We start from the raw sequence: 15335 nt of genomic DNA, 5'->3' as shown, positions 1-15335 counted from the left end.
AAAATGACCGCGGAATTCAGGAGTACCGGCGCCAGTCGTACCTTCCGTCGCGTATCCTGGCCATGACAGTGCCCGGCACGGCCCTCAGATCATCCTCCGAGAACCTCCCGGAGGTGACCGTGGAGAACCCGCGGGCGGACAGCATGCTCACGGAGCACCTGCACACCCCGTTGCGGCGCTCCATCGGCCCCGCCAGGATGTCCACGGACTGGACCTTGTCGTAATTGAAGCGGGTCTCGGACCGGTCGAAGCCCCCGGTGACGAAGATGAAGATGCTCCCGTCCGAAGCGAAGGCGCGGAGGCCGGCGGCGCACAGGCCGTAGGCTGCCGAGCCCGCCGCAGAGAGCAGCAGGACAGCGGCTGCCGGAAGTGCCAGCATGCTGTATTCGCTGTCATCGAGGAGGTACCAGGAGATGCCGGCCGCGGCCGCGAACAGGGCGGCGGCGGTCGACCAGTAGAGGATGCAGATGTGCTTCCCGGCCTTCGGCTGGGGCACGGTGCCGGCCTGCGATGCGAATTCCGGCAGGGCCCTTTCCAGCAGCGCCCGGACATCTTCCTTCCTCTTCATCGGGCACAGCAGGGGAACGGTATCGTCGCCGTTCCCGTTGGCGGTGCCGACGACCTCAGCCTCCAGGGTGCAGAGACCCAGCGCGCGGGCGAGGGCGGGCGACCTCATGCGGACGGAGTTCACCTTGTTCTCGCGGAAGGAGACGGTCTTCTGGGTGAACATGCCGTACTCCACGACCACGGTGTCGCCGGCGCGCTCTATGCGGTAGTTGTAGTAGCGGCAGCAGACGGAGATCATCGGGATGACCTCCTCCAGCATGAAGAGGTAGAGCGCAATGTATCCTCCGCCGACGCTCTCCGACAGCGCGGACCATGCGCCCCATACGATCAGAGCAAGTGCCAGCAGGAGCTGCGGGGACGACTGGGACAGGAAGCTGTGGACGATGATCTCCCGGTTGGTGACCTTCACGAGCGATTCCCTGCGCACCCCGGCATCAGGCATCCGGGCATCGTCTGCAGTCTCCTGAGGAGGCGCATCCTCCTGCCTCATTCCGAAGATCACGCCGTTCAGGTAGGTGCGCAGCCTTTCGGCCTCCTCCTTTTCGATGCAGAGGGTGGCGTCGGGTGCGGACGAGTTCACGCCTGAGTTCACGTTGAAGGTCAGGGTGGACACGCCCAGCAGCCTGTCCAGGATGCCGCGAGTGATCCCCACCGAGGCCATCCTGGAATACTGGATCTCCGATTTGTTCCTCGAGACGAACTTACCGCTGACGGTCAGCTTGTTCCCGTCGAAGGTGAACACCGTGTGCTCCACGATGTACCAGCAGCTGTACGCGTTCAGCGCGGTCAGGATGCACATCAGGGCCTGCCAGGCTGGGCCCAGGTCCGCTTCATCGGACAGCAGGCCCTCCGCGCCCCAGATGACGGCTATTATCGCTATCTCGAAAACGATGAACTTCTTCGCGATGACGACGCCGCTGTTCTTGTACTGCCTCTGTTCCATTCAGTCCCTTTCCTTCAGGATCCCGACCACGACCTCGTTCAGGCGGGCGGCGATGCTCTCGGCGGTCCTGCTGTCCAGGTGTTCAATGGACTCGGTGCCTCCGGCGGTGACGATCTCCACATCGGCGAGGCCGAAGAGGCCGTTGATCGGCCCGACGGTGACGGTGACCTCGTGGATCCTCTCGATGGGGATGAGGGTGTGGGTGATGACGATAACCCCTCTGCGCACCTCGACCTTGTCGCTGTCGATGCGGTAGCGGTAGCGGACGTAGTATATGCCCGGGTAGACCGCGAGCAGGACCAGCAGCGCTATCGTGGCGGCCGTGTATGCGATCCTCAGCCAACCGAGATCATCTCCTATGTGCGGATAGGTGAACGCGAAAATAGCCAGAAGGACGGCCGCCATTATGGCGTCGGATATGTACATGGCCTTCTTGGCCGCCGGCTCAAGGGCGTGGTATCCGTCGGCCGTCAGGCCGTCCGCGTTCAGGCGGAACTGCTCGGATGCTTTCATCAGCATCTCATCGGGCGGTATCCGTAAAATTGTATCGGATTAAATGCCCTTACAAGATGATGATTTGCGAAGAAACGGGAATGGACTCGGGGTTCCGAGCAGCAGGCGACGGTCATAACGCCCGTCCGTCGTTCGGATCTCGGAACCTTGCTCCGGTTTACTAATGAGTTTGGCCGCTTTCTGCGCGATCCCGTTCAGATTGCGCTCCAAACCGGCGCGCCGACTGGCCCTGCGCCGCATTTGGCGGTCTGCTCCGAAAAGAACCCGATCGCATCGCGGATGTCCAGCGTATTTTGTTTCCCTATTGGTACGCGCCTCCTGTAGCATATATCTGCATATCAGGTATATATAACATTCTTTTTTCGCAGTTATTGGATGCATTTTATCGCAATTCCTTGATTTTGTTACGATTTCAGCAACAATACTACGAAAACAATTAAATTTGAACTCTGGACATCATCGCGGGTCCGGGGGTCAGAACCCCCTGCCCCCGGGCGCTCCGATCTCCTGCTCCACGGCCTTCAGCACGTAATCGGTGTTCTCAGCGGTGTTCCCGGCGATGACGGGGCCGGGACCGTAGAGATGGACCCCTCCGTCGAGGGAGCGGATATGCCCTCCGGCCTCCTCGACGATCCTGGAGGCCGCAGCGTAGTCCCACGGCGAGAGGTTGATCTCGAAGTAGATGTCGACCGCGCCCTTGGCCAGGAGGCAGAGCTCGTAGGCGGCCGTGCCGGTCCTCCTGATGTCCTCGCAGACGCTGTACAGCTTCTCGGCGATGCGGAAGCAGGCCGGGGCCTTCGACTTGTCGTATGCGGACCAGGCGGTGGCGAGCATGGCGTGCTCAATGCTCCGGTCCGACACGTGTATGGGCTTCCCGTTGAGGAACGCCCCCTGCCCCTTGTACGCCCAGAAGGTCAGGTCCAGGTAAGGGTGCCTGACCACTCCCAGGACGACCTCCCCGCGCCTCATCAGCGCGATGGAAACGACGCTGTTGTCCATGCCGCGGGCGTAGTTGGCGGTGCCGTCGATGGGATCGACGATCCACACCCACCTGTCGCTCCCGATGAGCCCGGAGTCCTTCTCGGGAAGGTCCCCTTCCTCTCCCATGAAGTACGATCCCGGGATGAGCGCGGTGAGCTCCTTTTTCAGATAATCCTGCACCTTGATGTCGGTCGAGGTGACGTAGTTCTCCTTGGTCCCCTTGTTGCCGACCTTGAAATCTTCGTCGCAGAGGACGATCTCCCCCGCCTTCACCGCGAGGTCGATCGTATCCAGGAGCATCTTCTCCATGGGGTTCCCCATGGGGCGTGCCCGTATTGAACCTTGCCCCGGTCAGAAGAACCGCTCGTCGCAGTACGGGCAGTAGCGCGGGGGCTTGGAGAGCCCGCGGATGTCCCCGCCGCAGAACGGGCAGAACGAGAACCTGCGCTTCTCCGCACGCGCGGAGGAGGCGTATTTCTCCATGGGTGAGGGGCTTCCGCACTCGGAGCAGTAGCGGTAGGGATAGGAGTTCAGCGCGCCGCACACCGGGCACATGACCTTGGTCTCCGCCTCCTCCTTCCCGTTCTGCGGCGCACCGCCGCCGTACCTGTAGAACAGCGGGGGGAAGAGCCACATCCCCATCCCGGACCATCCGTCGTCGCCGTTGCACAATGAGACCCACTCCGGAAGATGAACAAAGGGGCGGGGAGCATCCCCGCCACGGAAAGGTTTTCAGTAGAGCTGCTCGGAGCAGTACGGGCAGAACTTGGGGGTCTTCTTGAGGCCCTCGAGGCTCTCGCCGCAGTACGGGCAGATCTTGAACGCCTTGGGCGCTCCCGCGGCCGCAGGGGCAGGCGCCGCGGCGGGCTGCGCCGGAGCGGGGGCCGCCGGCTGCTGGGCCTGCTGGCCCATCGCCTGCTGCTGCATGGGCGAGGGCTTGCCGCAGTTGTTGCAGAACTTGTACGGGTAGGTGTTCAGGGACCCGCAGTACGGGCACATGACCTGCTGGGCCTGGGGGGCCTGCTGCTGCGCGTTCACGCCCTGGACCGGCTGCTGGTTGAGCTGCTGGTACATCTGCGGGAACAGCATCATGCCGGCGCCCATGGCGGCCCCTCCCTGGGAGTCGCCGATGGCGTCCGCCATCCTGTCCATGACCTCGTAGCGCTTGAAGGCCTCTCCGTTCTGGGAGCTGAACTGCAGGTACTCGAAGACCTTGTTCTTCTCCTCCTCGGTGGTCGAGACCTCGTTGATCTTGAGGGCGACGAGCTCGATCCCCCTCTGCTGGAAGTAGGGGTCGATGAGGATCTTGGTGCCGGTGGACGCCTTCTCCAGGTTGGCCATGACGTCCATGTAGTACTGCTGGTTGAGCTGCTGGATTATCTGCTCGGAGATGAACCCCCTCATGAACTGGTTCACATCGCCGGTGGTGTAGCTCTTCATGCCTCCCAGGACCTGGGTGTAGAACACGCTCACGTCCGCGACGCGGAACTGGTAGTCGCCGTTCGCCATCAGGGTGATCGGGACCTCGTACTCCTTGGCGGCCTTGATCATGGAGCGGATGCCCCATTTGCCGTTGAAGATCTTGAGGCTGATGAACACGACCTGGACCTTGAACGGGGTCTCCTTGAATCCCAGGGCCGCGTTGTACAGCTTGGTGAGCCAGGGGATGTTGTTCGACGAGATCAGGTGCCTTCCGGGCTCCAGGACCCCCTGGAGCTGGCCGTCCCTGATGAACAGGGCGACGGCATGCTCCGGGACGGTGACCGAGGTGTAGAACCTCAGGTCGTCGTGCGGGGAGACGTAGATGATGTCGTCCGGGCCCTGGTCCGCCCAGTAGACGACGTTGGTCTTCTTCTCTTCGTTCTTCTTGCTGCCGAATGCCATTAAGATCACTCCTGCTCGGACGCGATGCCCTTCATGACCGCGTCCCTCTGGTTGAAAGTCTCTATGAGGGCGTCCACGTCCCTCTCGATCATCCTCATGGGGGTCTTGATGTCCTCTCCGGAGTCGGCGAACCTCGTGAGGTCCGCGGTCTCCTTCTTGAGCGCCTCGATCCCGTCGATCAGCCGGGCGTCGAAGGACACGACCCTGTCCAGCTCGGTCTCCCTGATCTTGACCGCCTCGTGGAACCCGGTGTAGCCCACGGCGGTCTTCTTGACCTGGGAGGTGTAGCGGTCCACCTTGGCCCTGAGCCTCTCGGACATCCTCATCGCGTCGAGGTCGCCGACGGTGGCCGCCGCGGAGTTGGCGAGGTCGTTCTTGACCGCGGTCAGTTCCCTGGCCACGATGTCCCTGATCGCCCTGTCCTCCTCGCGGCGGAGCTGCTTCTGCTTGTACCCTTTGTAGATGGGTATGTAGCCCGCGATGCGGGAGGGGAGGGTCCTGTTCTCGGATATCTGCTTCTCGGTGTTGTTCTCGAGGTCCTTCCCGTTCATTTCCATTGAGTGTGCCTCCTTCTGTTCAGTATTTGCTGTGCTTGCTGTTGTTCGTCGCGGCGAGGAGCCCGATCAGGGCGATGCCGACGATGAACACGACCGCGGCGACCCAGAGGTCGCAGTACTCGGTGATCACGAGGACGATTCCGATGAGGATTATGACGAGCCCCGCGGCGACCCTGGAAAGCATCTCGCCGGGCCCGAACTTGTCAGGCGCGGAGGAGTGGGTGGCGCCCACGCCAGCAACGGCGATGCCTATGATGAGGATGACCGCGCCGGCGGCGACCGATGCGGATGTGTCAGCTCCCCAGTAGAGGATGATGCCTACTGCGGCGGCGAGGAGGACGAGGAACATCGTCCAGACCTGCTTCATCCTGTATGCGTTCCCTTTGTTCTCTGTCATTTCGATCCCTTCTTCTCTGCTGTCGTTTTCTTCGGTTTCAGTCGTTGAGTATTATCAGTTCGGATGCTTTCATCCTGGAGACCCTGGCCGGCCTCAGCCTGAGGTTGCCGGGGGACTCGAAGGATTCGCCGCTGAGCGTGAACGGCACGTAGATCAGCCTCACCACGTCGGGGTTGCTGAGCTTGAGCTGGGGGTTCTGGACGTTCGCCACGTAGTTCTCCGCGATCAGCTCGGCCTCCCTCTTGGTGCTGAGGGGCACGACCACCTTCCTGGTGCCGATGGAGTTGGGGGCCGCGCTCTTCACGACCTCTATGATCCCGGCGCTGTTGCTGATGGACCCCTCTTTCCCGGACAGCCTGTCCAGGAACCCGGACTTGGAAGCGCCGGCGAAGACGTCGGTGACGGCCTCCGCCGGGCGCTCCAGGCAGCCTGAGTCGATGACGAAGTCGGCGCTCACCAGGAGCACCTCCTTCACCTCGACGGCCTTCTTCTTCCACAGCGACCCGGTCTGGAAGCTGTAGTCGAGCGATACCTGCCAGAAGGGCACCAGGACGTTCCCGGGCCCCGCCGCGATGCAGACGCCCTGCCCGCCGGTGGCGGACGCCAGGGCGGCCTTCATGTTGGCGAAGACCTCGGCCAGCCTGTTCTTGTCCTTCAGGACGCTCCCCCACCTGCCCACGTTCGGGTAGTCGGCGGTGAACAGTCTCCTGACCTGGGACAGGCTCTTCAGCGGGTCGCCGCCCAATGCGTTGACGGCATTGGCGGTCTCGTTCAGCGCCTCGACCTCCGATATCTCGGTGGCCACGGCCTGGCCCATGATGGCGACCTTCATGTTGGTGATGCAGTCCTTCTTTGCCTGGTTCAGTTTGGTCAGGGCCGCCGTGAAGCTGCCCATGGCGCTCGTTATGTCGCCGCTGAGCATCCTCTCGCATCCCTGGCACGCCAGGGACAGCCCCTCGAACCTCACTGCCGCAGGCTCGTAGCCTTTGGATGCGCGGAAGTCCTCCGCCGCGGTGTTGAAGTTGTTCACCATCAGCAGGTACCTGCCGGGCTTGTCCTCGCGGAACAGCTTGGAGTTGTTCGCCAGCATGGCATAGGCGTCGGTGAGGCCCTTGGCGGTCCTGACGTACTCCTGGGATTCCTCGTCTACGGCCAGCGGGGAGACCCCGTTGATCTGCTCCGCGAACTGGAACAGCCTCTCGGTGCTGTGCTTAGGGCTGACGCTCGTCGTCACGGTGAAGGGCATGACCAGCATCGGGTTGGAGAGGAAGGAGGTCAGGGCGAACCTGTACTCCCCGTACTCTATGTCGATCTTCGGCTTCACGCTCTGGGTCCAGATGTTGTACCTCGCCACGGGGTCGACGTTCTGCGCGCCGGCCACCGCCATGCCGCCCGGGACGGCCTTGCCGATCCAGGAGCGGACCTGGGCCATCATCTGGTCGAGGTACGCTTTCGCGTCGAGCCTCTGCTGGGTCGTACCGCAGCTCGGGCAGGTGACGTAATCCCCGTCGCCTTTCACGTCGTCGGCGGACAGCGGGGCGCCGCAGTACTTGCAGCGCAGCGCGACCATGTCGTCCCCGATCATCTGCTCATCCTCACGGACACGGAGAGGGCATCGATCTGCCTCTGGAGCCTGGCCTCTGTCTCCCGGAGGTTCTTCATGGCCTCGTTGTAGTAGCCGATGGAGATCTGGTTGGCCCGGTTGGAGATGGCGGTGAAGCAGGGCATGCAGATGTAGATCTGCGTGGGCGACCCGTTATCGCTTCCCCCGGCGAACGGCAGGACCTCTCCGCTCTTCTCGCCTTTGACGAACATCTGGGACACAGTGGCGTTCTGCGCAACGAAATGTATGCCCAGGCCGTTGGCCGGCCTGCCGCAGATCCAGCACCTCCCGGAGGTGCTGTACGCCTTCATCGCGTCCATGTCCTCCTGGCCGGAGTCTCCGAGCTGCTTGCGGAAGGTGTAGGCCATCTGCATGTACTCGGCGGCCTGCTTCGGGTCCCCCTCTACGGCTCCCCTCCCCATGGTCTCGTAGGCGATGGCCTGGAGGATGAGCGATTCCCTCGTCCCGGTGGATTTCGAGTTGCCGTTGGTCAGCTCGTCGAGGGTGATGCTCTGGTCGCCGAACTCCGATGCGAACTCGCCGGCCACCGCGATCATCTGCTGGCCTTTGCGCATCCACTCGGAATCGGGGATCTCCTGCTGAGCCTCGATCTCGTGGATGTATGCCTCGCACTCCTTCTTGAGTTTCTCAGTATCGACATCGGTGATGCCGAACTTCAGGCTCCCGCCTGCGGCGCTGATCTTGCCGATCACCTGCTGGTAGGCGTTCTTTTGGCCGCGGTTCCTGACGAGGTCTATGATGGCGATGTACAGGACGGCGAGGTCGCGGCTGCCGGTGTTCTTGGACACCGCGTTCTCGAACTTCTTCCTGGCGCCGTCAAGATCGTTCATCTTGATGAGTTCCTGTGCTTCCTCGAAGAGGTCGTCTCCGCTCTTGAAGAGTTTGAAGCCCATATCTGTCCTCCCTTTAGTTGCCGATTGTACTTTTTCTTATTAAAAACAATGTAAAGCCAGATTGTAACGTCGTAAACCCATTGTCGGCAGGGGGACGCGGAAGGGGCTGTTTGCCCCTCACGGGTCATGCGATGCCGTTTTCAGTAACGTCAGGGACATGCCCCGGAGAGCCTGTTCCGGGCAGTCTTCCGCGGCCTCCGGGAGATATGCATCTTAAGAAGTGTTAATATGATAAAACCATGTTTAACGAATCTTCATATTCCGAAAATCGACTTTTTATTTTGGCATCTCAGACTTAACCGTAATCAAACATCTATCGAAAATGGAATGTTGCGTACAAATGTCTAACAGCAATCATGAACAATCCTTATAAACAACATCTGTAATCCGCGCATCATGCAGAACTTCAGGTTCATAGCGGTTGAGAGCGCGATTTCCAAGGTTCCGTCCAAGGCCGAGCCTCCCGCGAAGGAGACGTCGGCATACTACGGATGCAACGTCTTCGACAGGAGGGCCATGAGGAAGTACCTTTCCGAGGAGACCCGCAGGTCGATCTATGAGACCGTCGAAAGGGGAGCGACCCTCGACAGGAACGTCGCCAACCATGTCGCAGAGGGCATGAAGCGCTGGGCCATGGACCTGGGCGCCACCCACTACACCCACTGGTTCCAGCCCCTCACCGGCGGCACCGCCGAGAAGCACGACTCCTTCGCGGACCCCCGCGGCCACGGCGAGTCGATCGAGAAGTTCGAGGGGAAGCTGCTGTTCCAGCAGGAGCCGGACGCATCCTCGTTCCCCTCCGGCGGCCTGAGGAACACCTTCGAGGCCCGCGGCTACACCGCCTGGGACCCTTCGTCCCCTGCCTTCGTCATCGGCGACACCCTCTGCATCCCCACCGTCTTCGTCTCCTACACCGGCGAGGCCCTCGACTACAAGACCCCCCTCCTGAAGTCGGTCTCCGCGGTCACCAAGGCCACCAAGGATGTGCTGGCATATTTCGGACAGGGCAATGAGGTCGTCCACTCCTACCTCGGATGGGAGCAGGAGTACTTCCTGGTCGACAAGGACCTCTATATGCAGCGCCCCGACCTCGTCATGACCGACAGGACCCTCGTCGGCCACGACAGCGCGAAGAACCAGCAGCTCGACGACCACTACTTCGCGGCCATACCCCCCAGGGTGATCGAGTTCATGCGCGACCTCGAGTACGAGGCGTACAAGCTCGGCATCCCGGTGAAGACCCGCCACAACGAGGTCGCGCCCAACCAGTTCGAGATCGCCCCCGTTTACGAAGAGGCAAACCTCGCCATCGACCACAACCTCCTCCTCATGTCCGTCATGAAGAACGTCGCGGAGAGGCACGGCTTCGAGGTCCTCCTCCACGAGAAGCCCTTCGCGGGCATCAACGGATCCGGGAAGCACTGCAACTGGTCCCTCGGAACCGAGAGCGGCATCGGCCTGATGTCCCCCGGGAAGACCGACGAGGAGAACCTCAGGTTCCTCTGCTTCATGGCCAACACCCTCAAGGCCGTCTACGACAACAACGCCCTCCTCAAGGCCGCCGTGCTGAACGCCGACAACGCCCACAGGCTCGGCGCCTCCGAGGCCCCGCCCGCGATCATCTCCTCCTTCCTGGGACAGCAGGTCAGCGCCGCCTTCGAGGAGCTCCTGAAGTCCAAGGACATGGTCAAGATCGCCGGCAAGAAGGGATACAGCCTCGGCATACCGCAGGTCCCCGAGCTCCTCGTCGACAACACCGACAGGAACAGGACCTCGCCCTTCGCGTTCACCGGGAACAGGTTCGAGTACAGGGCCGTCGGGAGCAGCGCCAACTGCTCCGGACCCATCACCGTCCTCAACACGATCCTCGCCGACCAGCTCGTGAAGTTCAAGGCCGCGGTCGACAAGAGGATCAAGAGCGGCACGCCCGTCCTGCAGGCCGTCCTCGACGAGACCCGCGAGACCTACAGGGCAGCCAAGGCCGTCGTCTTCGACGGAAACGGCTACTCCGACGAGTGGAAGGCCGAGGCCGCCAAGAGGGGCCTCGACTGCGAGACCTCCGTCCCCCTGTGCTACAACGCCCTCGACTCCAAGAAGACCGTCAAGCTCTTCGCCGACACCGGTGTCATGACCCGCGTTGAGCTCGAGAGCAGGAAGGAGGTCTTCCTGGAGATCTATTCCAAGAAGATCGCCATCGAGGGAAGGGTCCTGAGCGACCTGACCACCAACCACGTGATCCCCGTCGCCATCGCGTACCAGAACATCCTCCTCCAGAACGTCAAGAACCTCAAGGACATCTACGGGGACAAGGACTTCCGCAAGATGGCGGCCTCCCAGATGGACCTCATCAAGTGCATCTCCGATGACATCTCCGCCGCCGAGGGCATGGTCGACGAGCTCGACGCCCTCGACTCGAAGCTGAGGTCCGAGGCCGACGGCATCGGTTCCGCCGAGGAGTACCACGACAAGATGGTCCCGCTGCTCGAGAGCATCAGGAAGCATGTCGACAGCCTCGAGATGATGGTCGACGACCAGATGTGGCCCCTGCCCAAGTACAGGGAGCTCCTCTTCATCCACTGAGGCTTCCGTGATGGCCGCAGGTCTCGCGGACCCCGAGGGGAAGGACTCCTGCGGGGTCGGGATGGTCGTCTCGGTGGCGGGCGCCGCGGACCACGGCATCGTGGAGGCAGGCCTCCGCGTGCTCGAGCGCCTGGCGCACCGCGGCGCGGAGAACGCGGACGGCCTGACCGGCGACGGCGCCGGCATCACCGTCCAGATCCCCCACGCCTTCTACCAGAAGCTCGGCATTCCCCTGCCCGCCCCCGGGTCCTACGGGACGGGCATAATCTTCCTGCCGAAGGACCCCAAGGCCGCGGAGGCGGCATGGGACCGCTTCCGCAGGGCATGCGCCGAGAACGGCCTGAGCATTTTCGCGGACAGGGAGGTCCCGGCGGACCACTCCGTCCCCGGCCCTCTGGCACTTGCATCCGAGCCTCTCATGAGGCAGGCGTTCGTTGTAGGCGGGTGCGGAGGCATAGATCTGGAGAGGAAGCTCTTCCGCGCCAGGAAGAGGGCGGAGGCGCTCAACTCCGCAGTGCCGGATTTCTATGTCTGCAGCCTCTCCACCCGCACGATCGTCTACAAGGGGATGCTGACCCCGGGGCAGGTCCGCGCCTACTTCCCGGACCTCAGCGACCCCGTCTTCGCCAGCTCCGTGGCCATGGTGCATTCCAGGTTCAGCACCAACACCTCGCCGATGTGGAAGCTGGCCCAGCCGTTCCGCATGCTGTGCCACAACGGGGAGATCAACACCATCCGCGGCAACCGCGCGTGGATGGGCGCCAGGGAGGGGCTCCTGTCGAGCCCCGCCTTCCCGGACGTCTCCGACTTCTCGCCCATCGTCCAGCCGGGCATGAGCGACAGCGCTTCCCTGGACAACGTCTTCGAGTTCTTCACGCTCAGCGGCATGTCGGCGCCCAACGCGCTGACGTCGATGATCCCGGAGTCCTGGAACAGCAAGAACCCCATACCGGACTCCCTCAAGGCATATTACGAGTACTGCTCCATACTCATGGAGCCCTGGGACGGCCCCGCCGCCGTCCTGTTCACCGACGGCAGGTTCGCCGGCGGGATGCTGGACAGGAACGGCCTCCGCCCCGTGCGCTATGCGGTTATCGACAGCGGCCTGTTCGTCCTCTCCTCGGAGGCGGGCGTCCTCGACGTCCCCTCGGAGCATATCGCGGAATCGGGCAGGATCCGCCCCGGCAAGATGATCCTCGTGGACACCGAGGAGGGCCGCATCATCAGGGACCCGGAGATCAAGGGCGCCCTTGCCTCGGCCTATCCGTACCGCGACTGGCTCGAGAAGAACAGGATCGACCTCGGGGACGTGTCCTCCGGGCGCTCCGTCGACCGCTCCGTCCCCGGCGCCCGCCGCCTGATGGCGGAGTTCAGCTGGTCCGAGGAGGACATCGACAGGATTATCCTCCCGACCATAGAGAAGATGAAGGAACCGGTCTCGTCGGCCGGCTCCGACATCCCCCTGCCTGTGCTGTCCTCGATGCCGCAGAGCTTCTTCAATTACTTCAGGCAGTCCTTCGCGCAGGTCACCAACCCCGCGATAGACCCCATCCGCGAGGAGCTCGTCATGTCGGTCACCGGCTACATCGGGTCGATCCACCACGACCTGCTCGTCCCGGCGCCGGAGAACTGCCGCATCGTGAAGGTCCGCCACCCGATCATCACCGACAGGGAGATCGACCTGCTGAGGAACCTCCGTTACCGCGGATTCTCCACTTCGACCATCCAGATCGTGTTCCCGGTATCGGACGGCCCCGCCGGCCTCGAGAAGGCCCTCGAGAGGATATGCGCCCAGGCCGAGGAGGCCGTTTCGGACGGGATATCATACATCATCCTGTCGGACCGCGGCGTGGACGCCGCCCATGCGGCGGTCCCGTCGCTGCTGGCCACCGCTGCCGTCCACCAGCGCCTCCTCGAGAAGAAGAGGAGGGTCGAGACCGGCATAATCGTCGAGACCGGCGAGGTCAGGGAGACCGAGCACGTCGCCCTGCTGTTCGCGTACGGCGCGAACCTCGTCAACCCGTACCTGGCATACTGCGAGGTCGAGTCCCTCTCCCTGGCCGGGAGGACCGGCTACGACCCGGACACGGCGGAGTACCGCTACGCCCGCGCGCTCGAGAACGGCCTCAAGAAGATCATGTCCAAGATGGGCATAAGCACCATCCGCTCGTACCGCGGGACCTGCCTGTTCGAGGCCGTCGGCCTCGACCGCGGGCTCTGCAACAAGTACCTCTGCGGCACCAGGTCCTGCGTCGGCGGCATCGGGCTGAAGGAGATAGCCGAGACCGTCCTCGCCCGCCACGCCGAGGCGTTCGCCTCCGAGCTGCCGGACGGCCTCCCCCAGACCGGGGTCTACACCCCGGTCAGGGGAGGGGAGAGGCATGCCTGGTCCGTCGAGGCCGTCAGGCTCCTCCATGCCGCGGCCTCCGACGCCGACGGCAGCGCCTACGACAGGTTCGCCGAGCATGCGGACCTGGGCGACGGCCTGTTCTACCTCCGCGACCTGCTCGAGCCGGCAGCCGGCAGGCCTGCAGACATCTCCGAGGTCGAGCCTGCCGGGTCCATCCTCAGCAGGTTCGTCGTGGAAGCGATGTCCTTCGGCGCCATCAGCAAGGAGGCCCACGAGACGGCCGCCGAGGCCGCCAACATGCTGGGGGCCCGCAGCAACTGCGGAGAAGGAGGGGAGGACCCCTCCCGCCCCGCCGCCAAGGCATCCAAGGTCCGCCAGGTGGCGTCCGGGCGCTTCGGCGTCGACACGGAGTACCTGGCATCGGCCGAGGAGATCCAGATCAAGTGCGCCCAGGGCGCCAAGCCCGGAGAGGGCGGGCAGCTCATGGGGTTCAAGGTGGACTCCGTCATCGCGGCCACCCGCCACACCCTGCCGGGCGTTACCCTGATCTCCCCTCCGCCGCACCACGATATCTATTCGATCGAGGACCTGAAGCAGCTCATCCTCGACCTCAGGTGCGTGAACCCGTCCGCGAAGATCAGCGTCAAGCTCGTCTCCGAGGCTGGCGTGGGCACCGTCGCCTCCGGCGTTGCCAAGGCCGGGGCGGACATCATCCTCATCTCAGGCGGCGACGGAGGGACCGGAGCCGCCCCCATGTCGTCCATGCGCTACGCGGGGATGCCCTGGGAGGTCGGTCTCGCCGAAGCTCAGCAGACCCTCATGGCCAACGGCCTCCGCGGCCGCGTCAGGCTGCAGGTCGACGGGCAGCTCAGGACCGGGCGCGACGTCGTGGTCGCCGCCCTGCTGGGCGCCGAGGAGTACGGCTTCGCGACGTCCGTCCTCGTGTCCATGGGATGTGTCATGTGCCGCAAGTGCCAGACCAACAAGTGCCCCGCAGGCATCGCCACCCAGGACCCGGTGCTGAGGAAGAAGTTCAAGGGGACGCCGCAGGGCGTCGCCCGCTACCTCACGGACATCGCGGAGGACGTCAGGCGCCGCATCGCCGCCATGGGATTCCGCTCGCTGTCCGAGATCATCGGCCGCGCGGACCTGCTGGGTCTGCGCAGCGTCGAAGGCCCCGCCTCCTCCCTGGACCTTTCCCCGCTCCTGCATATGGAGAAGGGCGAGAGGGAACTCGGCCCCGGCCAGCCCGACATGCTGTCGGAGCAGATCGACCGCGTGATCATGTCCGATGCCATGCCCGAGATCCGCAGGGGCGGGACGGTCTCCCTATCCTACGCGGTCAGGAACACCGACCGCTCGGTCGGGGCGATGCTCTCGGGCGAGATCAAGAGGCTGGGCCTCCGTCCGTCCGACGGCTCGGTCAGGCTGTTCTTCAAAGGGACGGCCGGGCAGAGCTTCGGAGCCTTCCTGACCGAGGGCATAACCCTGGAGCTCGACGGGATGGCCAACGATTACATCGGAAAGGGGCTGTCGGGCGGCAGGATCGCCGTCTTCAGGTCCGGATGCGAAGACCCAGGAGTGCTGGCCGGGAACACCGCCATGTACGGGGCCACCGCCGGTGAGCTCTATGTCGCGGGATCCGCGGGAGAGAGGTTCTGCGTCCGCAACAGCGGCGCGATAGCCGTCGCCGAGGGCGTCGGGGACCATTGCTGCGAGTACATGACCGGAGGGCGCGTCGTCGTCCTCGGGCACTGCGGCAGGAACTTCGCCGCCGGTATGTCCGCGGGAATAGCCTATGTCCTCAACGATGACGGCGATTTCGACCGCCACTGCAACATGGACATGGTCGAGCTCGAGGCGCTGGACGTCCCGAAGGACTGCGCCGAGCTGAGAGGGATCCTCGAGAACCACGTCAAGTACACCGGGAGCGCGCTGGCGAAGTCCCTCCTGGCCGATTGGCCGGCGGCCTGCCGCAGGTTCCTGAAGGTCATCCCCGTCGGTTACAAGATGCTCCTGAAAGACGAGAGCAACTGATGGGGGGAC

11 protein-coding genes are annotated in these 15335 nt (G+C 63.5%); 2 read left to right on the top strand and 9 right to left on the bottom strand.

Annotated features, from left to right (window positions below):
* Positions 1-16: 16 nt before the first annotated feature.
* The 9 genes from O8W32_04420 to O8W32_04380 all read right to left on the bottom strand — a co-directional run bounded on the left by O8W32_04420 (position 17) and on the right by O8W32_04380 (position 8359).
* On the bottom strand, positions 17-1510 hold the full coding sequence (locus tag O8W32_04420) for a PH domain-containing protein (GenBank protein WII08424.1): 1494 nt from the start codon (positions 1508-1510) through the stop codon (positions 17-19).
* Positions 1511-2029: a PH domain-containing protein gene (locus O8W32_04415; protein ID WII08423.1), complete on the bottom strand. Its 519-nt coding sequence runs from the start codon at positions 2027-2029 to the stop codon at positions 1511-1513.
* A 468-nt stretch (positions 2030-2497) separates the two neighbouring features.
* Entirely contained in the window at positions 2498-3313 is an 816-nt protein-coding gene (locus tag O8W32_04410) for an inositol monophosphatase family protein (GenBank protein WII08422.1), read from the bottom strand.
* A gap of 42 nt (positions 3314-3355) precedes the next feature.
* Complete coding sequence (locus O8W32_04405) at positions 3356-3676, bottom strand: hypothetical protein (protein ID WII08421.1); 321 nt, start codon at positions 3674-3676, stop codon at positions 3356-3358.
* Positions 3677-3736: 60 nt separating this feature from the next.
* Positions 3737-4888 (bottom strand): SPFH domain-containing protein, encoded by a 1152-nt coding sequence (locus O8W32_04400; protein WII08420.1) that lies wholly within the window; start codon positions 4886-4888, stop codon positions 3737-3739.
* A 5-nt stretch (positions 4889-4893) separates the two neighbouring features.
* The gene (locus tag O8W32_04395) at positions 4894-5445 is read right to left on the bottom strand and encodes a hypothetical protein (protein WII08419.1); all 552 of its coding nucleotides are present in this window, start codon (positions 5443-5445) and stop codon (positions 4894-4896) included.
* A 19-nt stretch (positions 5446-5464) separates the two neighbouring features.
* Positions 5465-5842 carry a hypothetical protein gene (locus O8W32_04390; GenBank protein ID WII08418.1) on the bottom strand — a complete coding sequence of 126 codons (378 nt, stop codon included), beginning with the start codon at positions 5840-5842 and terminating at the stop codon, positions 5465-5467.
* Between the two features lie 37 nt (positions 5843-5879).
* The gene (locus tag O8W32_04385; protein ID WII08417.1) at positions 5880-7427 is read right to left on the bottom strand and encodes a hypothetical protein; all 1548 of its coding nucleotides are present in this window, start codon (positions 7425-7427) and stop codon (positions 5880-5882) included.
* A complete protein-coding gene (locus O8W32_04380) occupies positions 7424-8359 on the bottom strand; it encodes a hypothetical protein (GenBank protein WII08416.1) in 936 nt (311 codons plus the stop codon). The genes O8W32_04385 and O8W32_04380 overlap by 4 nt, the downstream gene beginning before the upstream one ends.
* A 396-nt stretch (positions 8360-8755) precedes the next feature.
* Between O8W32_04380 and O8W32_04375 the strand changes: the two genes are divergently transcribed.
* A complete protein-coding gene (locus tag O8W32_04375; GenBank protein WII08415.1) occupies positions 8756-10939 on the top strand; it encodes a glutamine synthetase III in 2184 nt (727 codons plus the stop codon).
* Between the two features lie 10 nt (positions 10940-10949).
* Complete coding sequence (gltB, locus tag O8W32_04370) at positions 10950-15326, top strand: glutamate synthase large subunit (GenBank protein WII08414.1); 4377 nt, start codon at positions 10950-10952, stop codon at positions 15324-15326.
* Positions 15327-15335: the final 9 nt, after the last annotated feature.

The sequence above is a fragment of the Methanomassiliicoccales archaeon LGM-DZ1 genome (assembly GCA_030168595.1).
Lineage (GTDB): Archaea > Thermoplasmatota > Thermoplasmata > Methanomassiliicoccales > Methanomethylophilaceae > Methanomethylophilus.
Note: the sequence above shows the minus strand (reverse complement) of the source record. Positions and strands in the feature narration are given on the sequence as shown.

Bases quoted from the DNA above. Each gene is read 5' to 3' on its own strand.
- O8W32_04420 (WII08424.1), bottom strand. From the start codon at position 1,510: ATGGAACAGAGGCAGTACAAGAACAGCGGCGTCGTCATCGCGAAGAAG.
- O8W32_04415 (WII08423.1), bottom strand. From the start codon at position 2,029: ATGCTGATGAAAGCATCCGAGCAGTTCCGCCTGAACGCGGACGGCCTG.
- O8W32_04410 (WII08422.1), bottom strand. From the start codon at position 3,313: ATGGAGAAGATGCTCCTGGATACGATCGACCTCGCGGTGAAGGCGGGG.
- O8W32_04400 (WII08420.1), bottom strand. From the start codon at position 4,888: ATGGCATTCGGCAGCAAGAAGAACGAAGAGAAGAAGACCAACGTCGTC.
- O8W32_04395 (WII08419.1), bottom strand. From the start codon at position 5,445: ATGGAAATGAACGGGAAGGACCTCGAGAACAACACCGAGAAGCAGATA.
- O8W32_04390 (WII08418.1), bottom strand. From the start codon at position 5,842: ATGACAGAGAACAAAGGGAACGCATACAGGATGAAGCAGGTCTGGACG.
- O8W32_04385 (WII08417.1), bottom strand. From the start codon at position 7,427: ATGATCGGGGACGACATGGTCGCGCTGCGCTGCAAGTACTGCGGCGCC.
- O8W32_04380 (WII08416.1), bottom strand. From the start codon at position 8,359: ATGGGCTTCAAACTCTTCAAGAGCGGAGACGACCTCTTCGAGGAAGCA.
- O8W32_04375 (WII08415.1), top strand. From the start codon at position 8,756: ATGCAGAACTTCAGGTTCATAGCGGTTGAGAGCGCGATTTCCAAGGTT.
- gltB (WII08414.1), top strand. From the start codon at position 10,950: ATGGCCGCAGGTCTCGCGGACCCCGAGGGGAAGGACTCCTGCGGGGTC.